Annotated in this window: 21 protein-coding genes and 1 tRNA gene; 14 read left to right on the top strand and 8 right to left on the bottom strand. The window is 46.0% G+C overall.

The window, feature by feature from the left end:
• Window positions 1-13 precede the first annotated feature (13 nt).
• Both QUB61_RS08840 and ruvA read left to right on the top strand, forming a co-directional pair.
• A complete protein-coding gene (locus QUB61_RS08840; RefSeq protein ID WP_333126473.1) occupies window positions 14-232 on the top strand; it encodes a type II toxin-antitoxin system RelN family antitoxin in 219 nt (72 codons plus the stop codon).
• A 256-nt stretch (window positions 233-488) separates the two neighbouring features.
• Complete coding sequence (gene ruvA, locus QUB61_RS08835; RefSeq protein ID WP_333126476.1) at window positions 489-1112, top strand: Holliday junction branch migration protein RuvA; 624 nt, start codon at window positions 489-491, stop codon at window positions 1110-1112.
• Between the two features lie 641 nt (window positions 1113-1753).
• Here the strand turns inward: ruvA and QUB61_RS08830 are convergent.
• Complete coding sequence (locus tag QUB61_RS08830) at window positions 1754-2326, bottom strand: alpha-ketoglutarate-dependent dioxygenase AlkB (protein ID WP_333126479.1); 573 nt, start codon at window positions 2324-2326, stop codon at window positions 1754-1756.
• A gap of 506 nt (window positions 2327-2832) precedes the next feature.
• Here QUB61_RS08830 and rpsO point away from each other — a divergent pair.
• From rpsO to QUB61_RS08810, 4 genes are all read left to right on the top strand, one after another.
• Window positions 2833-3102, top strand: a complete 270-nt coding sequence (gene rpsO, locus QUB61_RS08825; RefSeq protein WP_190661928.1) for a 30S ribosomal protein S15 — start codon at window positions 2833-2835, stop codon at window positions 3100-3102.
• A gap of 95 nt (window positions 3103-3197) precedes the next feature.
• Complete coding sequence (locus QUB61_RS08820; protein ID WP_333126482.1) at window positions 3198-3671, top strand: PAM68 family protein; 474 nt, start codon at window positions 3198-3200, stop codon at window positions 3669-3671.
• Window positions 3672-3937: 266 nt separating this feature from the next.
• The gene (aroF, locus tag QUB61_RS08815) at window positions 3938-4999 is read left to right on the top strand and encodes a 3-deoxy-7-phosphoheptulonate synthase (protein WP_333126485.1); all 1062 of its coding nucleotides are present in this window, start codon (window positions 3938-3940) and stop codon (window positions 4997-4999) included.
• A 189-nt stretch (window positions 5000-5188) separates the two neighbouring features.
• Window positions 5189-5740: a Uma2 family endonuclease gene (locus tag QUB61_RS08810; RefSeq protein ID WP_333126488.1), complete on the top strand. Its 552-nt coding sequence runs from the start codon at window positions 5189-5191 to the stop codon at window positions 5738-5740.
• Between the two features lie 149 nt (window positions 5741-5889).
• Here QUB61_RS08810 and QUB61_RS08805 read toward each other — a convergent pair whose 3' ends face one another.
• Window positions 5890-8493 carry a dynamin family protein gene (locus QUB61_RS08805; RefSeq protein ID WP_333126491.1) on the bottom strand — a complete coding sequence of 868 codons (2604 nt, stop codon included), beginning with the start codon at window positions 8491-8493 and terminating at the stop codon, window positions 5890-5892.
• An 84-nt stretch (window positions 8494-8577) separates the two neighbouring features.
• Here QUB61_RS08805 and QUB61_RS08800 point away from each other — a divergent pair, with 84 nt between their 5' ends.
• Window positions 8578-9858, top strand: coding sequence for a hypothetical protein (locus QUB61_RS08800; protein ID WP_333126494.1), 1281 nt, complete (start codon window positions 8578-8580; stop codon window positions 9856-9858).
• On the opposite strand, the gene QUB61_RS08795 is transcribed toward QUB61_RS08800, so the two are convergent.
• From QUB61_RS08795 to QUB61_RS08775, 5 genes are all read right to left on the bottom strand, one after another.
• Complete coding sequence (locus QUB61_RS08795; RefSeq protein WP_333126497.1) at window positions 9848-10048, bottom strand: DUF2281 domain-containing protein; 201 nt, start codon at window positions 10046-10048, stop codon at window positions 9848-9850. The two genes, QUB61_RS08800 and QUB61_RS08795, sit on opposite strands and share 11 nt — an antisense overlap.
• Window positions 10049-10170: 122 nt before the next feature.
• Window positions 10171-10773, bottom strand: a complete 603-nt coding sequence (locus tag QUB61_RS08790; protein ID WP_333126502.1) for a hypothetical protein — start codon at window positions 10771-10773, stop codon at window positions 10171-10173.
• A gap of 42 nt (window positions 10774-10815) precedes the next feature.
• Entirely contained in the window at window positions 10816-11535 is a 720-nt protein-coding gene (locus QUB61_RS08785; protein ID WP_333126505.1) for a DUF2786 domain-containing protein, read from the bottom strand.
• A gap of 178 nt (window positions 11536-11713) precedes the next feature.
• A complete protein-coding gene (locus QUB61_RS08780) occupies window positions 11714-12931 on the bottom strand; it encodes a DUF790 family protein (RefSeq protein WP_333126508.1) in 1218 nt (405 codons plus the stop codon).
• Between the two features lie 99 nt (window positions 12932-13030).
• Window positions 13031-14569: a DEAD/DEAH box helicase family protein gene (locus QUB61_RS08775; RefSeq protein ID WP_333126512.1), complete on the bottom strand. Its 1539-nt coding sequence runs from the start codon at window positions 14567-14569 to the stop codon at window positions 13031-13033.
• 433 nt (window positions 14570-15002) lie between these two features.
• On the opposite strand from QUB61_RS08775, the gene QUB61_RS08770 reads away from it, so the two are divergent.
• Window positions 15003-15767 (top strand): class I SAM-dependent methyltransferase, encoded by a 765-nt coding sequence (locus tag QUB61_RS08770; protein ID WP_333126515.1) that lies wholly within the window; start codon window positions 15003-15005, stop codon window positions 15765-15767.
• Between the two features lie 185 nt (window positions 15768-15952).
• On the top strand, window positions 15953-17041 hold the full coding sequence (gene ald, locus QUB61_RS08765; RefSeq protein ID WP_333126518.1) for an alanine dehydrogenase: 1089 nt from the start codon (window positions 15953-15955) through the stop codon (window positions 17039-17041).
• 158 nt (window positions 17042-17199) lie between these two features.
• Here ald and QUB61_RS08760 read toward each other — a convergent pair whose 3' ends face one another.
• Window positions 17200-18054 carry a Uma2 family endonuclease gene (locus QUB61_RS08760; RefSeq protein ID WP_333126521.1) on the bottom strand — a complete coding sequence of 285 codons (855 nt, stop codon included), beginning with the start codon at window positions 18052-18054 and terminating at the stop codon, window positions 17200-17202.
• 402 nt (window positions 18055-18456) lie between these two features.
• On the opposite strand from QUB61_RS08760, the gene QUB61_RS08755 reads away from it, so the two are divergent.
• The 5 genes from QUB61_RS08755 to mutT all read left to right on the top strand — a co-directional run bounded on the left by QUB61_RS08755 (window position 18457) and on the right by mutT (window position 22247).
• Window positions 18457-18538: transfer RNA gene (locus QUB61_RS08755), tRNA-Leu, on the top strand.
• A 73-nt stretch (window positions 18539-18611) separates the two neighbouring features.
• A complete protein-coding gene (locus QUB61_RS08750) occupies window positions 18612-19388 on the top strand; it encodes an RNA methyltransferase (RefSeq protein ID WP_333126524.1) in 777 nt (258 codons plus the stop codon).
• Between the two features lie 727 nt (window positions 19389-20115).
• Entirely contained in the window at window positions 20116-21075 is a 960-nt protein-coding gene (locus QUB61_RS08745; RefSeq protein ID WP_332960513.1) for an RNA polymerase sigma factor, RpoD/SigA family, read from the top strand.
• A gap of 223 nt (window positions 21076-21298) precedes the next feature.
• Window positions 21299-21640, top strand: a complete 342-nt coding sequence (locus tag QUB61_RS08740; RefSeq protein WP_172187001.1) for a DUF760 domain-containing protein — start codon at window positions 21299-21301, stop codon at window positions 21638-21640.
• 202 nt (window positions 21641-21842) lie between these two features.
• Window positions 21843-22247 carry an 8-oxo-dGTP diphosphatase MutT gene (gene mutT, locus QUB61_RS08735; RefSeq protein ID WP_333126529.1) on the top strand — a complete coding sequence of 135 codons (405 nt, stop codon included), beginning with the start codon at window positions 21843-21845 and terminating at the stop codon, window positions 22245-22247.
• The last annotated feature ends 32 nt before the right edge of the window (window positions 22248-22279 follow it).

Genomic DNA, 22279 nt, shown 5'->3' with positions numbered 1-22279 from the left:
TCAGGGAAAACAAATGAAAGCCTTAGAAGTCACAGGAACGATCGACGAAAAAGATCAATTAATTCTCGATCGACCTTTAGCACTAGACACTCCGGGCCGCGTGCGAATCATCGTCCTCTTTCAGGAACCTACAGATGAAGGTGAAGACGACCCCGACGATACGACCGTTGAAGAAGTAAAAGCCAGTCTCAGAAGAACGTTGCAGCAAGCCAAAGCCGGACAAACGAGATGAATCTCGGAACTGTGGGAGAGAATCGATCGATTTTAGATTTTAGATTTTAGATTTTAGATGATCGCATGATTTATCAAGGTGAATCACCGTCGATCGTACTTTTGTTAACTATTGACTCAAAATCCGTGAAGCGAAGCTATCTTCCCGCAGGGGTTCCCGAAGGGTAGGAAATCGCGCAGATATCAGCCTCAACTCCATCCTCCGCATCCTCGCCGATTTTGATGAAAGCCAATAGCCGTGTATTATTATTAATTTTATGATTAGCTATCTCAAAGGCACAGTAGCCGATATCGCCAAAGGCAGCAACCGCGTCATCCTGACTCTCGAAGTCAATCAAATCGGCTATGAAATCCAAATTTTGCCCCGCGTGACCGGTCAATTGCCAGCATCCGGCGAAGTCGCCCAAATTTTTACCCACCAGCAAGTTAAGGAAGACCAAATCGTATTGTACGGTTTTGGCAGCGCGGCAGAACGCGATTTGTTTCGGCAGTTGACGAGTGTTAGCGGTGTGGGTTCTCAACTGGCGATCGCACTTCTCGATACTTTAGGATTGCAAGATTTAGTCCAGGCGATCGTCGGCGGTAACACGCGCATCCTCGCCAAAACCCCGGGCGTGGGTACAAAAACCGCAGAACGTCTCGCCCTGGAACTCAAAAGCAAACTCTCGGAATGGCGACAGCAAGCAGGTTTGACAACTTCAGTCGCCGCGGGAGTCCCCCCAGCTATTCAAGAAGAAGTCGAGATGATCCTGCTGGCGATGGGATACACTGGGGCTGAAGTCTTGCAAGCGCTGCAAACCCTCAGTCAAGACAGCACTTTGTCCGCCAAAGGTGATGCGGATGATTGGATACGTGAGGCGATCGCCTATTTGAGCCGATAGCAACTCTGGACACGGCAATGCCGTTTCCCTACTTGAAACAAGCTTCTGTTGATGTATACGAGACTTTGAGTCGATCGCAAGTCGCCATTGACTTTTCCCCGCAAGGGGATTGAAACTCTTTTTAAATTATTGAATTTAAAAAACGGACTAACAATGTCGCCATTCACTTTTCCCCGCAAGGGGATTGAAACATGAAAATACAAGTAGTCTCTGACCAAAAATTTTGGGTCCGGGGTCCCTTCTGAGCGTGGTCGGCTTTATGTTATAATTTAATTGGTTGAAATACCCACCTAAGATTGCAGCGATATATACTCATTTTGAGTTGAAACCGGGACTGATCCAGTAATAGGGAAAGACTGAAGGGCAATGGTTAAAATCCAACCTGGAAGCAAAATAAAACGTATTGTTAATGTTTTTCCAACAAAACGATACATATAGTCGGGATAGGGCATTGCCACGACTTAAAATGAACATGGAGACGCTCGTAAAACTACTTCGGTAGTATTGGTCGATGAAGTGTTAAGAATCCCCGCACATGAAAGGTCGGGGAGTATGTCAATTACATCTAGAGTCGCAATTCACTTTTCCCCGCAAGGGGATTGAAAATCTTTAATTGAAGTGAAGGAACGGGGGGTGGCTGATTATTGCGCGGGGCGCTTAAAGCTCACCACAAAACTTCTCCCTCCACTCTTGTCTTTGCCTCTTGGCAGCACGCAGTGTTGCCAACTCCAGCGGCTTGGACCAGCGATTAAATAGGCGTCTCCTGCATTTTGTTCGAGTTCAAAGACGGGGCTATTGGCATCTTTGCGAAAGCCAATGACGCGGTTGTTGGAGAGGCTGATGGCGAGGATTCTCTCTCCGTGTCGGTGGTTGTCGATGTGCCATTTGAACTGGGCCGAGAGGCTGCCGAACCAATCCGTGACGCGGTATTGATTGGGCATCTCATCGAAGAACCCACGGTCTTGTAAGGTCTTCCCCCAAGCGAGCATCCAGGGGCTTGGTGGCGGGGTCTCTTTGCCGGGGGCTCCGCGACGGATGGGCGCGTCGGCCTCTGGGGGTGTGGTTGGCTCGGGGGTGTTGTGTCCGAAGTCTCCGTAGTAGCGAAAGAGTACATCGCCTGGGTTCTTGGTGTACTCGTCATTTGCGACAATGAGGTCTACCTCTTTTTGAGACAGTAACTTGGGGAAGGTCTTTAGACCGGGTGGCTTTGCCATTTTGTTCCGGGGTTTTTCTTATGGTGCGTTTGCTGTGTCCAGCGCGCAAGCGGCCACCCACCACAGCGGCCAGAATTTTATTACGTTTGGTGGGTGCCATAAAAAGCATTTATGCATGGCACTGGGCCTTTATCCACCAACCATTATAGAAATAGCTTTCGAGATTATTACAGGGGTCATCGCAACTCTCGGGGTTGTTTGCGGGGGCCAGACAGAGAGAGTGCGCGCTGTTGCTGGCGCTAAAGAATTTGGTACTGTTGGCGCTCGCTGGTTTCAATGTCGCAATTCACTTTCCCCCGCAAGGGGATTGAAACTCTCAGTAATATCTTTAGGGAAATTAATCAGCTTTAAGAATTGTCGCCATTCACTTTTCCCCGCAAGGGGATTAAAACTCGCCATGCGAACTCTTACCGCAAAAATTTTATCTCGCACCCTGCACCCTTGTTCATTGGCTGTGGTACAATTGCAGATTGTGACAATCGTACAAAAAAAACTAAAATCAATTCATGGCTCTTACACAACAGCGCAAACAAGAAATCATGGGCGACTTCCAAACCCATGAAACCGATACCGGTTCGGCAGATGTCCAAGTCGCGATGCTGACCGATCGCATCACAAAACTCAGCGCCCACCTGAAAATCAACCAAAAAGACTTCGCCTCCCGGCGCGGTTTGATGATGATGATCAGCCGCCGCAAGCGCCTGCTAGCATACATCCAAAGGGAAAATGTCGATCGCTACAAAGCATTGATTGCCCGTCTAGGTATTCGCGGCTAAACACCAAAGCCAAAATTTGCGACAATATTCTTTAATCTTGGACAAACGCCAAGACTTATTGAAAAATGTTCGAGATTTCAGGTTAGAGATAAAATATGTCCTCCGAACCACCCCGCAAGCGCTTGCCCTTTGAACCGGCAACAAATCGTAAAAAAACGCCTAAAAAGCCCCCAGAACCCCAAGCAAGCGTAGCCTTAGAGTCGGATTCTCCCGACAAGCAGCCGAAAGCTAACAAAACCGGAAAACAGTCGCAATCCATCCCAGAAGCAGTCAGCAAACGCATGATATCTCGCATAGCGGTATTCTGCGGCCTACCGACAATCCTGGGAATTTGCACATTTTTTGTAAGCTATTTGGTAGTCAGCAACGGCTTGTTCGATCTGCCTAACACAGCAGTATTGCTGGTAAGCATGGGCTGTTTTGGTCTAGGCGTTCTGGGATTGAGCTACGGAGTCCTCTCGGCTTCCTGGGATGAAGAAGTTTCAGGAAGCACTCTGGGGTGGGAAGAATTTAATACCAATTTTGGACGGATGCGAGAAGCGTGGCGCGCCGCGAAGCCAAAAAGTTAGTTATTAGTTAGCAGTCATTAGTCATTAGTCATTAGTCATTAGTCATCGGTGTCAACTTAAGGTTAAACCCAGTCAGAGACTTCTGTTTGACGATTAGCCCCAGCTCCCCCCTAGCCCCCCTTAAGAAGGGGGGGACAAGAACTTGCTCTTGCGTCCCCCGTATTAAGGGGGATTTAGGGGGATCGAGGCTTAGGTAAAAACGGGATTTTTCGCATTCCATCCGTGTCATAATTCGTGTCTAGCCCAACAGAAAAGGCAAAAAAAATATGATTATTGTAATGAAAGCCGGCACTCCAGAAGCCGAGATCGATCGACTAGACGAAGACCTCCGCACTAACTGGGGTTTGATACCAGAAAAAATCGTCGGCCGTTACAAAGTTGTTATGGGTTTGGTAGGCGAAACCGCCGAGCTCGAACCTCTGCAACTGCGCGAGATGAGCACCTGGATTGAGGAAGTGCTGCGCGTGGAAAAACCCTACAAACGCGCTTCTCTGGAGTACCGCCAAGGAGAAGCCAGCTCCGTAGCGGTTGCTACTCCTTTAGGAACTGTAACGATCGGCTTGCATCACCCGATCGCGATCGTAGCAGGCCCTTGCTCGGTCGAAAACGAAGAAATGATTGTGGAAACGGCAATGCGCGTCAAAGCTGCTGGAGCTCATTTTCTGCGCGGTGGCGCCTACAAACCGAGAACTTCTCCCTACGCTTTCCAAGGCCACGGCGAGAGTGCTTTGGGATTGCTGGCTGCGGCGCGGGAAGCTAGCGGTTTGGGAATTATCACGGAAGTTATGGATGCGGCGGACTTAAGTGCGATCGTGGAAGTAGCGGACGTGGTACAAGTCGGGGCGAGAAATATGCAGAATTTCTCGCTGTTGAAGAAAGTGGGAGCTCAAGACAAACCCGTTTTGCTGAAGCGCGGCATCTCGGCCACCATTGAAGAATGGTTGATGGCTGCTGAGTATATCATGGCTTCTGGCAATCCGAACGTGATTTTGTGCGAGCGCGGAATTCGCGGGTATGACAGGCAATATACGCGCAATACGCTAGATTTGTCGGCAGTACCAGTATTGCGGACTCTGACTCACTTACCGGTGATGGTTGACCCGAGTCACGGCACCGGTTGGGCGCAGTTTGTACCGTCGATGGCGTTTGCTTCGATCGCCTCTGGTACTGATTCGCTGATGATTGAAGTGCACCCGAATCCGAAAAAAGCTTTGTCTGACGGGCCGCAATCTTTAACACCGGATCAGTTCGACAAGTTGATGGAAGAATTGGCGGTGATTGGTAAAGTCATGGGTCGTTGGCCGCAGCCGGTGCCAGTTTTGGCATAAAAACAGGCGAAACGCTTAACCTAAAATGCGATCGCTGTTAAATCCCCGATTTCTTTAAGAAGTCGGGGATTTTGTTATTCGGTTTTTGGAATAGAGGCCCAGGGGCGATCGTACTTCTAGGAAAGTTTGGAAATTTTGTATAATTGATATTTGAATTAATTAGCGAGAGGGCTGGGAGTCATGGTAGGCATGGGAACCAAACTCACTTTAGCAGAATTTCTAGCTTTGCCCGACGGAGATATATATTGTGAGTTTGTAGATGGTGAAGCAGTTCCTAAAGTGTCTCCAAAATTTTTTCATTCCAGTTTACAGGGAGCTTTGTGTCACCTAATTCGTGTATGGTGTAAAGGACGCGGGCGAGTGCTTCCAGAATGGGCAATTTTGTTAAAACGTCAGGATAAAGATTGGGTACCTGTTCCAGATTTAACGTACATTTCTTATGAACGTCTGCCGAAAAGTTGGCGGCGAAATGAAGCTTGTCCCGCAATTCCTGAACTGGTGATTGAGATTATATCGCCGGATCGAAGTATGAAGGAATTTGAAGAGAAGGCGAAAGATTATTTGGCGGCGGGCGTTCCGCGAGTTTGGACGATCGATCCAGAAGCTATTTTAATTAGAAGTTTTTTGAGCGATGGTTCGAGTCAAGTTTATACGGATAATACACTAATTGTGGATGAGTTGCTGCCTGGTTTGGAGTTGACGACTAGACTGATTTTTGAAGAAGCGGAATTGATTGATTGATTGATTGGGGGCGAGAAACCGGGTTTCTTGAACAGAATCAGTAATGATGCGAGAACTGTAAAGAAACCCGGTTTCTGGGCTGTATTTCATAAGCCTGGAATAAGCTGTATGTACTATGGTTTTTTTGCGCTTACCCGTTACTGATTGAATTAGCGGGCACTTTGATTTAAGATTGTTTGAATTTGATTTTGTACTTGTTCGAGTTCTCGACGTTTGTCAGCCAGCCAAACTTTTTGGGCCTCGCATTCTGCTTGATTTTGGCGATCGCGCTTTTCCTGCTGTTCTAATAAATTTTCCCACAGCGAGATAGCTTTTGACATCACACCATTACTCGTCTCAATTCGCTTCTCGAATAATGCAATAATTCTTTCTTGTATCTTATCAAAAATAGACTGTGAAGATTCATTGAAATTCTCCAACCCTAACTCACAAACTTTTTCCTTGATTTGAGCTTTAACGGCGTCGCCATCTAAGAAATTCAAGCCCAAACCTCCACCAGCACCCGCAGCTAAGCCACCCAAAATAACTCCAATAAAACCAAGCCCTGTAAAAAACAGCAACGCAGCACCGACGGCGGCACCAATCCCTAAACCGCCTATGAATCCGCCACCCTCTATCTCACCAATTGATTCAGCAATCCCGCTTCCACTTGTACCAATCCCGCCCAAATTACCTGCCATCGCCAAATTATTAAATTGACTGACAAGGTTACTACTCAGTTGCTTATCGAACTTTTGAAACTCCTGCCGAATTGCATAAATGTCTTCATCTATTTGACTATTTAAAGCTCCCATATTCTGTTGTAAAATAGACTGTACTTTTTCAGTAGCCCAATCTTCTATTTCTTGGGTGATATCTCCCACAAATTGATCTGAATAATCTTTAGTCAACTCTTTTTGACTCCACATATGCGAATGCTCAGAAGTCCAGCGCTCTGTTTTTGCAATCAGGCGTTCTCCTAACCCTTGAACCCATTCATTCCAAGATTCAATAGCTTCTTCTACAGATTGCTCCATCAGTTCATTAGCTAAAACTCTGATTTTTACATCGCGGCCGCTTACTTCCGCCATTTGTTCAAAAATATTCGCCTTATCTCCTTGAGAAACGGTCAACTTTCCTTCTAACATTTCCCGCATTTGAATCAATTCATCGCAGCCAGTGTCAATGATTTGCTTCATTCCCGATGCCGACTGCTGAAGTGCGAGCGCTCCCCGTTCTACTGTCAAAAACTGCTCAACCGACTTTGTAAAACCCTGAAAAGCTTTGAGGTAATCGTCATTTTCATTTCCTGCTAAAATCGCATCCAATGCTGATTGAGCAGAAATAAAATGACTCCGGTTTTCCCCCACAATAATTGGGTTTGCCCCATTAACAATCGTTTCTACCCTTTTTCTTACCTGAGTTCGACTCTCTTCTCGGCGGAGCAAATCGAAAAAGTTAACTACAATAAAAATATTACTTGCGCCTTGATCGTTTCCATAATTCAGTTCTTTTTTTAAGTACAAAAGCAGTTCCCGCTCTTTCTCCGTTAAAGCATTTTGAGCATGAGTCAAGAAAATCACTGCATCAGCAGTTTTTAGAACTTGCTGAGTTACCGCTGTGCGTTCCGCTTGTTCGTTTAATCCGGGAGAATCAATAATTTCTACCCCATTGCGGCACAACTCTAATTCGGGATGCTCGAAAACAATTTCTTTAATTTCCGAATTGATTATCTCATCTTCGCAAGAACCCAAAGCCGCCTCTTCCGAAATAGAAGCTTTCTCTTGATATTGTGCCGGTGGAATTTCTTCCTCCCGTCCATCTTTGTAGCGACAAATAACCCGGCGCTGCGAACCATATTTCAAAATAGTCACAGTCCCGCTACAGGGAATATCCCGCACCGGTTGGATTTCCTCGCCGAGTAACGCATTGAGTAAAGTTGATTTGCCTTTACTAAACTCGCCGACAACAGCCACGCGGAAACACTGAGATTGCAAGTTGCGAGATATTTTTGTTACTTCTTCTGTTAAAGTACGAGAAAAGACGCTGCGATAACTTCCATCTACCAGAGTTAAATGTAGTTGGTTACAAACTGTATCCAGTTGTTTTCGATACTCCTGAAATTTTTGCAACTCCTGATAGGAGGAAACTGAATGCTTTTGATTTTTTTGCTGTTTGGGTTTTTCTGGTAAATGTTCGATAATGTGACTGGCAGCACGGACAAACAAAGAATCGAGAGATTGAAATTGGGCAGGAGCGAGTAACGAGTGGACTTCTGCTAAAGCTGCTGTATCGCTTATTGCTTGATTACTAAAACTCGCTTCCAAAACAGTCAAAAATCGCGCATCGATTCCGAGTCTGTTGGCGATGATTTTCAAATACTCTTTTTCGCGTTTATCTATTGTCCCATCTGCTGCCGACATCTGATACCCAAAACTAATTAGCAGCAGTTTTTCCTCCTCGGAAAAGCACGATGTCAGCGCCAAGAACTCCGTCAATTTCTTGTAAACTTGCTGATCTCGCACGCCCTTAACCATCGCCATTACCAATTGGCGCAAACTGTTGTTAGCGGGGATGAGTTCCGTCAAAGTTGCCCGCAGCCGCTGCATTTCCTCAGCGCCAACCGTACCGTCGGCATAGATGACTCCCAACAACACCGTCACCAGCCCCCCCAGGAAAAGCACAGGCGGACTAATATCCTCTTGGCGGAGTCTTTGCCCGGTCAGCCGCGAAACAAGCTCAACTGTTTTGGGACTAATTAGCGAAGTGTCCATTTGCAGCGCCTAAATATAATTTTTTTTATTTAATGTATCATAATATATTAGTTATTCTGTGGGTTGCTACCAGGGTAAAAATTGATGATGAACTTTGTATTTCCTGCAGCGGTACAGGCTGCGATCGAGGCTGGTAAGTACGCACAAGTGTTTACATCTGCTGGAGTGCCGATCGGCATGGCGAGGGATGCAGCGACGGGACAGTTCGTAGCCCATGCCGTTGGCGCGGCCCTCAACAACAACCCACTATCGCCCTTAGTGTCTCCCATGCAGTTTGTCATGGGCAGCTTGCAGATGCAGCAAATGCACATGGGCTTTCAAGGCGTCCAAGCCACTTTGGGGGTGCTGCAAGCGACAACAGCCGTCATTGGTGTGGGAACTTTCGCCGGGGTAGCCTTATCAGCGGTCAATTTGCACCAGACTTTGAAACTAAAAAAAGCAGTAGAAAGGCTGGAAGTAAAAGTAGAAAATGGTTTCATCAATTTAGAACAACTTTTGAAAGGCCAAGGCGCGGAAATTAAGCAATTAATTTCCGAAGTGGTTGCAGATATAAAATTTGAGAACCATCGCCTAGTCTTAGTGCGGGCTTACGGGTTATTTAATCAAGCAATTCAACGGATGCGATCGGCTTTGCAACTGCAAGATATTAACCGCCGCAATGCTGAAATTGATGCTGCGCGGGGGATGTTGTTTGAAGCTTTAGCTGATTACAAAAATCCGCATTTATTAGAAGAAACTTGTGCGGCGGGACAGTTGCGTCGGTTAGAGTGCAGTTGGGCGATCGAGCAAAGTATTATCGGCACGTATCAGGTACAAAATGAATTTGGTGCTGCGGGCGATCGCATCTCTCAACTTCAACAACAAATCCGTCAAGATGGCTTAACAGTAATTGCTGGCTGCGACTCTGACGAGGAACTAGATTTTCTATTCCCAGAAATCACGCGAATTCACAATCACGATTTAGCGGCATTAGACACTTGGCAAAATCAGATTGAATGGATAAAATCTTTGTCGCAAAGTGAGTTAAAGCAGTTAGAGAGTGCTGATTTTAGTAAATCAGACTTAGCTATTATGGGGGATAAAAATTCAGCCACAACAGCTTTAGCGATACCGGATGAACAATTACTTTATGAAAATTTGAGATCGAAATCTCATTTTTATTCTCTTCGCACTCAACTGGAATTAATGCTCGCTCCGCAGCAGCGTCAAGAGTACGAAGATTATATCATTGAGCAAGGGCAAATAGCGGGTCATAAAAGTTTAGTATCGTCGAACTTGGAAAAAGCGTCTGATTTGGCTGTTGCTAATCTGTTTTACTATTTCAGAGTCCGGGATGAATCGGAAGATGAAGCTGCTACCATTTAATCTCTCCACGAACTAACTTTTCTTCGTAGGCTTCTAAATTCTTTAAATACTCAGAAAAGTCTGATTCAGTAAGCTGTGGCAATTCACTGTTGTATTTGAGAAGCAAAAAGTCTATAAAATCATTCACCTCTTGAACAAGTGACTCCGGCATTGGGCTAATTTTAGCAATAGTTAGATCGTAAAATGTCATGTTTTTACCTTATCCTCAACTTGAATAAATAAATGCTCGTCAGTAATTATCTACCATCTTTTTCAAGGGCTGTATGTCCTTGATTCTATCTGTGTTCTGATGGGTTGTCACCCGTCAGCCAGCTAACCTTCCCGCACCATCCATACCAAAAACCCCAAAATTTGCTCGACAGGAGGAAGTGGATAATCAATCAAGTCAATTGTCACTGTTTGCCCTTCGAGTTTGAGGAATCGCCACTGAGTGCCATTGCTTACCACACCATAAATTATGGGAATCGGCTTTTTCTTAGCCTCATTAAATTTTTGTGCTGCCACCATTTCAGCAATACATTGCCCGAATCCTGTTCTGATGTCAGATTTTTTTGCCTCCACAATGATGACGGCCGGTGCTTCGATTTCTAGAATTTCTTCGGAACGGCTAAAGAGAAAATCACACACGCCGTTCAGTCCTATTGATTCGTCTACGGTGAAGTCTTCTCCAGAAAATAAGCTGACTCGCCGCTGTAAAATTCGTCTCGCTTCTAGCAAAACAGGGAAAATAATTCCTTCAGAACGAGCTTTTTCGCTGGCGGATGAGGCAAACGGCAGGCTTTCTTCCAAAAAGGCAGTCAGTGTTTGTGAGGGGGAAATAGGGTCAATGTTAGGCAAAAAACGAACTGCTTCTACAGTGGTTAGATTAAATGCTTCCTTGACTTTACCGATTGTGGTGAAAGAACTGTAGGGCATAGGGATTAACAGTATAAATTTAATTGCTAACTATACTTAAACTCACAGAGATTCATTGAGTTGTTTTTGTTCCCCTTGCTGCTGCACTTGCTTGTGCAAACTAATTTTGTCGCCCACTTCATACCCCGAATTAAAACCCGCCGCGCTGCTGACTTGAGAATCTGTTCTCGTTCTAATTTTAACCCCTCGGCCCTCTAGATAATCGGCGATCGCCCGTTGATTTTTCTCAAACATCGATCGCACAACAATCCCTGGAGTCGCCGCCGCATCCCCCGAACCCGGAATCCCCGACTTTTCCATCTCCTGTTTTTGTTCCAACAATCTTTGTCTCAACCTCGTCGCGCATCCAACCCGAAAAGCATTGAGATACGCCAACCCCCTGCCGTTTCCTTTGCGGTATTTAGCCCTTTTTTCAATCGCAGAACTCAAATACTCGTACAGATGTTTGCAAACAATCAGGTTTGTAGAAGTTCCCACTAAAAACATACTGCCATTATAAGTATTTCGCATGGCATTGCAACCGTTAGCGTCAGCAATTCCCGAAAGCAGCATCATTTTCCAAGTGACAAATTTCGATGTTGTTTCAACTGAGTCTTCGTCAATCTCTTCTTGGTGATTTGGCCCTAAATCCGCGAGGCTGAGATTGTACTGTGCCAGTAAAAGGGAAGCTTTTTCGGCTGCTGCAGTCGATTCGTTTTCATTGGATGAGGTGGCGAGGGCTAACAGCTTTTTGATTCTTTCGACAATACTTGTGTCTGCCATTTTTCAATCGGTTCTAGGGTGAGACTACGCGGTGGCAAGGATTTGGGTGAATTCCCATTTTAGTATAGCGTGCAATGTGGGAGGTTTTTTGAGGAGGATTTTTTTGAACCGCAGAGGGCGCAGAGGGCGCAGAGAGAGAGAAAGAAAGAAAGAAGTTTGCAACTAATGCGCGGATTGGTTACTCTTCGAGGACTTCTAGGACTGATTTGGGCAGCAATTTATCTTTAAACCAGACTACTTTTGCTGGGACATCTTTTACATTCACCCCGGCTTTTTCTAAGTTCAGCCGTTCGGAAATAGCTAAAATTAAGTGATCGCATTCAGACTTCTGTACTTGTGCAAATTTCTTTTGCAAATACTCCGGGCGCCAATAGCCAACTATTTCTAATAAAAATACTCGCCCGTCGGGATGCACTAACCGAAAGTCGGGAATCATCACGCTACCTGGAATGGGAATTAAATCAACTTCTCGCTCTAGTTGCCACTCGGTTTTTGTGGAATTCCATCTTTCAGCAAATGCTGCTTCTAACATACTATCATAAGGCTTGCCAGGGGGATAGTGGCTGACTAAACCGCAGTCGGAATTGAGGGTGAATTTACCTGTTTTCAAAACGCCGCTAAAAGGGTCTTTTGTGTGCAGTGTCGAGTGCATACTCCATTTGGTGACGTGCAGCAGTGCGGGCAGCATTTTCGCGAGGGCTAAGCCGTAGCGGGTGCTGGGTTTGAATAAGCTTGTAGGGCCGTCTATTGTCAGTGTAAAACCGTGGTCTGCATCGCCTTCGATGTAAGTCATTAATTGAAAAAGTTTCAGATAGCGGAATAAGAGTTTGTATTCTCCCGGATCGTTGCGGTGGGCGGTTAATTGGACTTGACTTGCTCGGTAAAATATGCCTTGAACTTGAGAAAGATTGTATTTGTGAAGCAAGTTTTCGGGTGTTGGTGCATTAAACTCTGTGAGGATTTTGTTTTCGTTTAAATCCGCGTATAAACCTGTAGTGATTTCGTGAGGCAAAACTTCTCTATTTAAGTCTTGGCTGAGTTCACTTGCTACTTTTTCCAGGGTTAATTGGGTGGATTGAGGGCTGGGAGTCGATCGCGCGGACAATGCAAAAACCCGCTGTCTCAACTCTGAGGGTTCTAGGGGACTGATGACTTCCAAGGTGCAGAAACCGCTTTTCAGCAGGTGCGCTAATCCCCGTTTCAGCCGATAATCTGGGCTGTCGCCTTCTAATTCTAGCAAGCGTCCGTCGAGCTCGCCTTGGGTTTTGCCGATCGACTCTTGGAAGCAGTCGATCGTTTCTTTAGCTGCTTCTAAGTTTTTAGCATCTATCTTGAGGCGGAGAGGAATAATTGATTCTCCGTTTTGGCGGTGACTTAATAAATCAGTGGGTAGCATTTGTTAATAGTTTTTTATTTTTAACGAACCGCGAAGGCGCGAAGAACGCGAAGGGAAGAGAGAGAAAGAAAGAGTGTGTTTAGATATAGTTTGGGCTTGCTACCAGGGAATTTCATCGTTGTCTTCTCCCCATTTTGCGGGTGATTCTGCTGCTTTTTTGGTTGTCTCTCGGTTGACTCCGTAAATGGGTGTCGGTTTGACAATTTCTAATTTCTGATATTCTGGCTTTGGCGGTTCTATTTGTGTTTGTGGTTGGGGTTGGTGAGGCTGCATTCCTCCTCGGCGGCGTTGGGATGTTCTTTCTTCGCTGGTGTCTTCGGTGACGACTTCGTAGAGAATTGCTAACTTATTTACATCGCTGCTTTTGCGGAGAACTCGACCCAATCGCTGAATGTATTCGCGTTCGCTGCCGGTTCCTGACAATATGATAGCAATTCTGGCGTCGGGAACGTCCACTCCTTCGTTGAGGACGTGGGAGGCGACGAGGGTTTTGTATTCGCCGCTGCGAAAGCGATCGAGGATTTCGTGGCGTTCTTTGACTGGGGTTTGGTGGGTAATTGTGGGGATGAGAAATTCTTGGGAAATTCGGTAAACTGTGGCGTTGTCTCCGGTGAAAATTAGGGTGCGCTGGGGAGAGTGTTCTGCTAGTATTTTGGCTAAGATTCGCAGTTTGCCTTCGGTACAAAGGGCTATTTCTTTGGCTTGGCGGTGGGCTAGCATGGCGCGCCGTCCCAGGGGCGATCGCGCGCTTGCCATGATAAACTGTTTCCAGCCATCCAGGCTGGATATTCTGATGTTAGACTGTTTTAAGAAGTCGTTGCGAATGTTGATTAATTCGGCGTAGCGGTCGGTTTCTTCTGTTGACAGTTTTACCATAATTTGAACTATTTTATGGTCGGCTAAAGCATCGCCTGCCAAATCTTCGGGTCTTTTGCTAAATACTGTCGGGCCGATCAGGAAATGCAAATCGCTGTGGCGGTTATCTGTGCGATCGGGTGTAGCTGTCAGTCCCAGTCTAAAAGGCGCGATCGCATATTCGGAAATTACTCGATAAAAGTCCGTTGGCAAATGGTGGCATTCGTCAAAAACCAGCAAACCGTATTTATTGCCTAAGGTTTCTGCATGAATACTTGCACTGTCGTAGGTTGCTACTAAAATTGGCGTTTTGTCCCGCGAACCTCCGCCCAACAACCCGATTTCGATGTCGGGAAAAGCGGCTTTTAAATTAGCATACCACTGGTGCATTAAATCGAGAGTTGGTACTACAATTAATGTACTGCGACCAGTGACTTGCATGGCTAATTGTGCCAGATAAGTTTTGCCGGAAGCAGTGGGGAGGACGACTACTCCTTGGCTTCCTGCTTCCTGCCAAGCTGCGAGGGCCTGTTCTTGATGTGGGTAAGGCTGCATTTCCACGCTGGGTACGAGTTCGAGTAGTTCGTATCCCCTAGCTTCGTCCGTGAAGTGAATGCACTCGGCTTGGAGGCATTCTACCAGCGGGCGGTAGTGAATGGCTCGAATGCGGTATTTTTCCACGCGATCGTCCCATGTCGCAAAGTCCACCCAGTCTCTGCCTTTGGGCGGCGGGTGTAGCAGCAGCGTTCCGCGATCGAATGTTAAGGTAGGTATCCGTGGCATTTGTTTTGAGACCCCCTGAGTGCAAGCCTGTTAAATTATAAGTGACAGATAAAATATATTGACAGCAGACTCTTTATCAGCTATTATTTAATCACATCTATTAAACCCTAATGTATTTTAATCTAAAATAGGGTTAACTTAAAATTAAATAGTAATCGTTTCTGGATTTGTCAAGGTCAATATTTATTTTCTCCTTCTATACGGCATCAGAGGTTCCTTTACAAAAAATCTCGTTCAAAAATCAAATAGGATTACCCTAGAATTTTTTGTAGCCGACCAAATTGCCCCCATGTCAAAAATGTCAAAAAAATGTAGTAGGTACTTTAGTCATTGCTTCTGAATTGGCAAAAAAACGTAGGTACTGACTACACAATGCTTGGTATTGATTAGATATTTTTCCCACGGCTTCGAGTTCAATAATCAGCGGAATAATATGTTTGATTTTATAGAAGACAAAAAAATATTTTTAGAAGCGACTAAGGACTGGAATAACCAGAATTGGAATAATTTTGATGACAATCCATTCCTGCTTTCGGCGCCAATGCTTCAAGATTGTCACGTTAAGAATTGTCGCTTTGTTGAAAGTCGATTGAAGATGTTGGAATATCTGCCTAAAAATAGTGTGGTGGCTGAGGTGGGAACTCAATACGGGCACTTTGCCGAACAAATTATGGCTATTGCCAAGCCCAAAAAGCTGCATTTGCTCGATTATAATTTTGATTTATTCAAAGCAGAAATCAGCAAAAAACAAAAAAGTCTAGTTCAAGAAGGGATAGAAAATGGAACGGTAGAGCTTCACGAAGGGGATTCTTCGACAATTTTAAGGAGCTTTCCTGACGAGTATTTTGACTGGATATATATCGATGCCGACCACGGATATCAAGGTGTATGCAAAGATATTCAGCAAGGTTATACTAAAGTTAAAGCTGCAGGAATGATGGTTTTTAACGATTACACGAATTGGTCGGTATGCGAGGTGATGCCTTACGGTGTGGCGAAAGCAGTCAATGAGTTTTGTATTGCGAATAACTGGGAAATCGTATTTTTTGCCTTTCAGTCCCTAGGCTATCACGATATTGCAATTAGGAAAAATACTGGGGGAAACGGAAGTGCGAATTCAGTTGGAGGAAGCCAATTCCCAATTGCAGAATTACCAAGCTCAAATTCAACAGCTACAGTTAGAGTTGGAACAAGCTAAAAAGACGATCGACTTGATGGAAAACGATCGATTTGGGAAATTGCGATCGATCTGGCGGAAAATTCAACAAAAATTCTCCTAGCCCAGCCGGATTGCCAAATCTAAAATCTACAATGGTATTGTCCCGCTGGGGATGGTTTTTAGGTTAGATTCGATCTATGTATGCCTGAGATTAGAGGTTATAGATGGAAATAGGCGTCCCGAAGGAAATCAAGGATTTGGAGTTTCGAGTCGGCCTGGGTCCCACAAGTGTCCGGGCTTGTTCGGACAAAGGTCACGCAGTTTTTGTGGAAACCAATGCTGGTGCTGGGGCCGGTTTTGCGGACGAGGACTATGTTCAAGCAGGGGCTAAGATTGTCTTAAACGCTTCAGATGTCTGGAAGCGCGAACTAATTGTTAAAGTTAAGGAACCGCTGCCTGCTGAGTATCCGCTGATGCAAAAAGAGCAGTTGCTGTTTACATATTTGCACTTGGCTGCCGATCGCACATTAACCGAGCATTTAATCAGCAGCGGAGTCCAGGCCATCGCCTACGAAACCGTCGAACTCCCGGACAGAAAATTGCCACTGCTGACGCCGATGAGTATTATTGCAGGGCGTTTGGCCGTGCAGTTCGGAGCTCGGTTTCTGGAACGACAGCAAGGTGGCAGAGGAGTGCTTTTGGGCGGCGTACCGGGGGTAAGACCGGGTAAAGTTGTGATTTTGGGCGGCGGAATTGTCGGCACAGAAGCAGCCAGAATTGCTGTAGGAATGGGCGCGAGAGTGCAGATATTAGACGTAAATGTCGATCGCTTAGCCTACTTGGAAACTCTGTTCGGTTCCAGAGTAGAATACCTCTACAGCAGTCCTTTGCAAATTGAAGCAGTTATCCCCGATACTGATTTGTTAATCGGTGCGGTTTTGGTCTTAGGTAAAAAAGCTCCAGTGCTGGTTTCTCGCCAACTTGTTGCGAAGATGCACCCCGGTTCTGTGATTGTTGACGTAGCCGTTGACCAAGGCGGCTGCGTGGAAACTTTGCGGGCAACTTCTCACACAAATCCTACTTATGTTGAGGAAGGAGTCGTGCATTACGGCGTGCCGAATATGCCCGGTGCCGTGCCTTGGACTGCGACTCAAGCTTTGAATAACAGCACTTTGCCTTATGTTTTGCAGTTGGCAAATAACGGGATTAAAGCTTTGGAAATGAATCCGAGTTTGGCGAAGGGATTGAACGTGCAGAATCACCGATTGGTGCATCCGGCCGTGCGCGAGGTTTTCGCCGATTTGGCCGATTAGATTCCCACTTTTTTTAAGTAAGCTGTCCCGCATCTAAATTGTCTTTGAGCGCGGGCGGGACGCCCACTCCACAAGCAACTTGATGTTTTGTGGAATGGGCATCTTGCCGTTCCTAAGAAGAGCGCTAGATGTGAGTTACTACGAACCTTGTTGTAAAATTAGGGTTGATAGATTTGGCGGATTTCCTCGAGGTTGTTGGCCGCTGGCATATAAGATGCGATCGCCTGCAAAACACCAACATCAGAAATTCCCGAAATCTCCTCAAGCAACAGCAATCCTTCATCTGGGAATTTCAGTCTTAAACCGAGTTCGATCGCGTGGATAAATGCTTGTTTAGTGCGCGCCTGTTCCTCCAGTAACTGAGCATCTTTTTGAGATAACTGAGCATCTTTTTGCGCTGCCAGTTCGTCGCCTGTAGGAATGGGCTCGCCACTAGCATAGCACCAGCGCAACCAAGTACCACCGACATTTTCAAATTCACCTTGCCACAGAGTTAGTCCCAAACCGACTTCGGGAAACCAAGCATCACTTTTGGGCACGTAAGATTGATTCTGCAATTCAAAGACTCGCAGCGTACTCCCTTTCAACTCGCGTAGCGGATCGTACAGGACATAATACGGGATTCGCATTCGAGCGTAATCTATTAACTTGCTGCCCAATTCGTTGCCCGGAGTTGGGGAAACAATTTCGATCGCAATTTCCGGAGGTTTGCCAAATTCCCAAAATAAATACGATCGCACTTGTTTTTCCCACCAATCCTCAGCACCAGTAATATTAATACTGAGAAACACATCCGGGGCGATTCCAGGTAGACGCACGCTGCTGAACAAACCGACATTTGCAGCCGCAATGAAGGGAACGGTAATACCTGTATCGCCACCGCTATATAAAACCGTTGTCAGCAGCCGCTGCTGTTTTTCCTTGATGAAGCTGTCCAAAGGAGTATCGTCTTCTAAAACTAAGTTGCTAATATCTGGCAACTGACTCGGATCGAGGGTTAATGGCTCAGACATAGGTAGCGGACGTGATGAGAAATATCTGCCAAATCAATGGTAACAGAATGGGCATGGCATTGGACAATTTTAGATTTTACATTTTAGATTGATTAATAATTTTAATCGGAAATCCAAAATCGGATTGCGCATCACGAATATTTTCTTCCTTCTTCCTTCGCGTCCTTAGCGCCTTCGCGGTTCATTTAATCTTACGACCTATTAGCGATCGTATAGTTTACTGTTGTTGTTGAATGATTAAACCACTCTTGATACTTCAGACACAGAATCTCCAGAAAAGAGAGATGAATAATTCCGATGCCAACGGATTTGATATGTAGGAGCAGCCCAGAAAAAAAATAAATTCCCCAAAACACTTGACAGATTCGCGAACTTATGGCAAAGTAGTAATTCGTGACCGATGCGGAACTGGCGGAATTGGTAGACGCGCATGATTCAGGTTCATGTGGTGCAAGCCTTCCGGGTTCAAGTCCCGGGTTCCGCATTCCAAAGGCAGAAAGAAGTTTGGGGTTAACCCGATACAGGCAATAACCCCATTCGCTCTGCTGAATTAAACAATGCTGACAAGTATTCAAAACCCCCTAGTTAAAGACATTCGCAAGCTCCACAGCTCGAAGGGACGCAGGGAACAACAATTATTTTTACTCGAAGGGACGCACTTGCTCGAAGAAGCTTGCGCTGCCAAATACCCGCTAGCAACGGTTTGCTGCACTCCCGAATGGCTGGACCGGCACGGGGAACTTTGGGAGCAAGTTGGTAATTTAGCCGATCGCACAGAATTAGTAAGTGCAAAAGTGTTAGAGTCGATCGCCACTACAGTCCAACCCGACGGCATTGTCGCCACCGCACCCCGCACCGCAACAGAGCCAGCAGAATTGTCAACTTTAGGAATAGCCTTAGAAACAATCCAAGATCCGGGCAACTTGGGGGCGATCGTCCGCACGGCTGCGGCTGCTAATGCTGACGGTTTGCTGCTGAGCGCAGACAGCGCCGATTTAGACCATCCCAAAGTGCTGCGCGCCTCGGCAGGAGCTTGGTTTAAGCTGCCAATGGCAGTCAGTCCAGATTTAACCGCCGAAGTCTCTACCTATAAAAATCGAGGAATGCAAATTTTAGCAACTGTCGCCGGGGCCAGTTTAAGTTATTGGGAAGTAGATTTGCGAGTGCCGACTCTGATAGTTTTGGGCAACGAAGGCTCTGGTTTGTCGGAAGAATTGAGAAGTTTGGCCGATCGACAAATCCAAATTCCCCTGAGTCGTGGCGTAGAATCTTTAAATGTGTCGATCGCCGGAGCCCTCATCTTGTACGAAGCTCAACGGCAAAGAACTGATTAGACTTATTGCATAAATTTTTGATTGATAGGGAAACCGCAGATAAACGCAGATGCAACGCAGATTTATTTCCAGATAGGAGAGCGAATGCCTGCCATTCAAATCTCTTATTTAATTGTTAATTAATCCTTATCTGTAGGGCGGGTCGATCGATATGTGTAACTTCAGATTTATACCCTTGGACAGACGGGTGGCCTGAAATCGGGTTTTTTAACCAAAATACCTCCTTACAGCCCGCAGATTCCGTAAAAAGCCCGGTTTCTTGGGTCCAGAGTGCGATCGCCCGCCTGTAACTGCCGGGCATTTAAATTGTATTTTTCACTCTTTGCTGTGCCAACAGCGTTCCCTCCCCATCTACCCCTGTACCCCTCTCCCCATCTCCCTCTGACAGAGGTGGCCGATTTTGTTTATATTGATGCAAACTGTAAAGCTAGGAAAGCGGGTACCCTCGTACCAACTGTCCAGGCTTACATGAAATAAATATGAAGAAATGTAGGCAAATGCTCTCACAAATGTTAAGATTCTTAACATAACGTAGTATTGTGCACACCCCAACCAAAACCTAACCTGAGACGGTGCTGACTGGGAGTAGTAGCTAGCTACCATAAAATTAAGCCTCTTTAAATGGAAGGAAAGCGCAAGTCCCCGCCCGCTTTCCTTCCCAGCTAAAGCTAGGGGTTTGCGACTACCGCAAACCTTTAGAGGCACAGATCCTCAGCGGGAAAAGCTCATGAAAACTCTTAAGTCCTCAGATACAGATTCTGTTCGCGCTTACTTGCGGGAAATCGGCCGCGTTCCCTTGTTGACCCATGAGCAAGAAATACTCTACGGGAAACAGGTACAGCGCTCAACCGCACTGCATCAGGAGAAAAATATTTTAGCCGAAGAGTTAGGCCGCGACCCGACGGCGGCTGAATGGGCACAGGCAGTTGGGCTGTCTGAGGCACAGTTGCAGCGGACGCTCGAGCACGGGGAAAGGGCAAAACGCCAAATGGTGGAAGCGAATCTCCGCCTGGTAGTCTCTGTTGCCAAAAAATATATCAAGCGCAACGTAGATTTACTGGATCTAATTCAGGAAGGCACGATCGGGATGCAGCGGGGAGTAGAAAAATTTGACCCGACTAAGGGCTACAGATTTTCTACTTATGCTTATTGGTGGATTCGTCAGGCAATTACTCGGGCAATCGCCGAAAAAGGCCGCACCATCCGCTTACCGATCCACATCACCGAAAAGCTCAACAAAATTAAAAAGGCTCAGCGCCAACTTGCTCAACAGCTTGGTCGCGCGGCCACGGCTGCTGAATTGGCATCAGAGCTAGAATTGACTCCCAAACAGATTCGCGAATATCTCGATCGCGCGCGCCTGCCACTTTCCCTGGACTTGCGCGTGGGAGACAATCAAGATACAGAGTTGGGCGATTTGTTGGAAGATACCGGTACTACGCCAGAAGATTTTGCCCTGCAATCTTCCCTGCGGACTGACTTAGACCACCTGATGGCGGAACTGACTCAGCAACAGCGAGAAGTGCTCGCCTTGCGGTTCGGTTTAGAAGACGGGCAAACCTTAACTTTGGCAAAAATAGGCGATCGTCTCAACATCAGTCGGGAACGAGTGCGGCAAATAGAACGGGAAGCTTTGACCAAACTCCGCAAGCGCAAGCAAGATATGAACGATTATCTAGCCAGCTAGGTAGATTGGGGATTGGCGATCGGACATTTCGCCCACTCGCAATCCCCAATCTAAAATCGTAAAAACCGCCGCTTTTAATTCGGTTGTGCCCACTTGGTTGTTACGACTGTCCTGCTACATTAGTAATTACTTAGTAATAAAGATCAGCAGCGATCGGATAAGGGTTATTTAATTTAACCGCCCGCGTCTAACATAACAAGCTGTCTCTGAAACGGAGGTACTCGTGAGCAACTCATCTAATAAATCCCCAGAATTCTTTGAAGAAGACGGAGAAAATGCCAACTTATTATGGCAATACGTGCAGTCAATGGCTCCCGACACAGTTTCTCAGTTGTCTAAGCCGACTTCTCACGAAGTGTTTCAAGTAATGGAGCGAAATATTGTTGGACTTTTGGGGAATTTGCCTTCGGAACACTTCGGGGTGACAGTCACTACCAGTCGCGAACATTTGGGTAGATTGCTCGCCTCGGCTATGATTAGCGGTTATTTTCTGAAAAATGCCGAACAGCGAATGACTTTTGAAAAGTCCATACAAGCCAGTGAGAGACACGGCTCGGACGATTAGTAGATTCTTAACCTTGAACTGGTCCAAGTGTCAAGCCCCCCCTCGCAAGATGGGGGCTTAATATTTTAGATTTTAGATTTTAGATTTTAGATTTTAGATTTTAGATTTTAGATTTTAGATTAAATAATTGAATAATTATTGAGATTATTCTTAAATTCCCAATTCCCAATTCCCAATTCCCCATTCCCAATTCCTAATTAATATGTCTCTTTCTCCTTTTGCCCACAAAGTTATCGGCGTTGCAGCAATCTGGAACGAGCGACAACAAATTTTGATTGACAAGCGCCGACAACACGGACTGCACGGGGGTTTATGGGAGTTTCCTGGCGGTAAAATAGAGCCTGGGGAAACGATCGAAGCTTGCATAGAACGGGAAATTATGGAGGAGTTGGGGATTGTCGTAGAAGTTGGCGATCGCCTGATTACAATTGACCACGACTACACTAAATTTACAGTTAGGCTCTACGTGCACCACTGCCGCTACGTCAGTGGGGAACCGCAAACGATCGAATGCGATGAAATTCGCTGGGTCACACTCGATGAAATTGACCAATTTACTTTTCCCCAGGCAAACGCACAGATTATCGCTGCACTGCGGAAAAGTTGAACTTTGACACTCCGGGCGCCTGAAGGCGCGAG

Origin of the sequence: Microcoleus sp. C2D2 (genome assembly GCF_036702495.1) — a bacterium.
Taxonomy (GTDB): Bacteria; Cyanobacteriota; Cyanobacteriia; order Cyanobacteriales; family Microcoleaceae; genus Microcoleus.
Note: the sequence above shows the minus strand (reverse complement) of the source record. Positions and strands in the feature narration are given on the sequence as shown.

Bases quoted from the DNA above. Each gene is read 5' to 3' on its own strand.
- QUB61_RS08820 (WP_333126482.1), top strand. From the start codon at position 3,198: ATGTCCTCCGAACCACCCCGCAAGCGCTTGCCCTTTGAACCGGCAACA.
- QUB61_RS08790 (WP_333126502.1), bottom strand. From the start codon at position 10,773: ATGCCCTACAGTTCTTTCACCACAATCGGTAAAGTCAAGGAAGCATTT.
- aroF (WP_333126485.1), top strand. From the start codon at position 3,938: ATGATTATTGTAATGAAAGCCGGCACTCCAGAAGCCGAGATCGATCGA.
- QUB61_RS08840 (WP_333126473.1), top strand. From the start codon at position 14: ATGAAAGCCTTAGAAGTCACAGGAACGATCGACGAAAAAGATCAATTA.
- ald (WP_333126518.1), top strand. From the start codon at position 15,953: ATGGAAATAGGCGTCCCGAAGGAAATCAAGGATTTGGAGTTTCGAGTC.
- QUB61_RS08760 (WP_333126521.1), bottom strand. From the start codon at position 18,054: ATGTCTGAGCCATTAACCCTCGATCCGAGTCAGTTGCCAGATATTAGC.
- QUB61_RS08805 (WP_333126491.1), bottom strand. From the start codon at position 8,493: ATGGACACTTCGCTAATTAGTCCCAAAACAGTTGAGCTTGTTTCGCGG.
- QUB61_RS08800 (WP_333126494.1), top strand. From the start codon at position 8,578: ATGATGAACTTTGTATTTCCTGCAGCGGTACAGGCTGCGATCGAGGCT.
- QUB61_RS08810 (WP_333126488.1), top strand. From the start codon at position 5,189: ATGGGAACCAAACTCACTTTAGCAGAATTTCTAGCTTTGCCCGACGGA.
- QUB61_RS08795 (WP_333126497.1), bottom strand. From the start codon at position 10,048: ATGACATTTTACGATCTAACTATTGCTAAAATTAGCCCAATGCCGGAG.
- mutT (WP_333126529.1), top strand. From the start codon at position 21,843: ATGTCTCTTTCTCCTTTTGCCCACAAAGTTATCGGCGTTGCAGCAATC.
- rpsO (WP_190661928.1), top strand. From the start codon at position 2,833: ATGGCTCTTACACAACAGCGCAAACAAGAAATCATGGGCGACTTCCAA.
- QUB61_RS08745 (WP_332960513.1), top strand. From the start codon at position 20,116: ATGAAAACTCTTAAGTCCTCAGATACAGATTCTGTTCGCGCTTACTTG.
- QUB61_RS08780 (WP_333126508.1), bottom strand. From the start codon at position 12,931: ATGCTACCCACTGATTTATTAAGTCACCGCCAAAACGGAGAATCAATT.
- ruvA (WP_333126476.1), top strand. From the start codon at position 489: ATGATTAGCTATCTCAAAGGCACAGTAGCCGATATCGCCAAAGGCAGC.
- QUB61_RS08830 (WP_333126479.1), bottom strand. From the start codon at position 2,326: ATGGCAAAGCCACCCGGTCTAAAGACCTTCCCCAAGTTACTGTCTCAA.
- QUB61_RS08775 (WP_333126512.1), bottom strand. From the start codon at position 14,569: ATGCCACGGATACCTACCTTAACATTCGATCGCGGAACGCTGCTGCTA.
- QUB61_RS08785 (WP_333126505.1), bottom strand. From the start codon at position 11,535: ATGGCAGACACAAGTATTGTCGAAAGAATCAAAAAGCTGTTAGCCCTC.
- QUB61_RS08750 (WP_333126524.1), top strand. From the start codon at position 18,612: ATGCTGACAAGTATTCAAAACCCCCTAGTTAAAGACATTCGCAAGCTC.
- QUB61_RS08770 (WP_333126515.1), top strand. From the start codon at position 15,003: ATGTTTGATTTTATAGAAGACAAAAAAATATTTTTAGAAGCGACTAAG.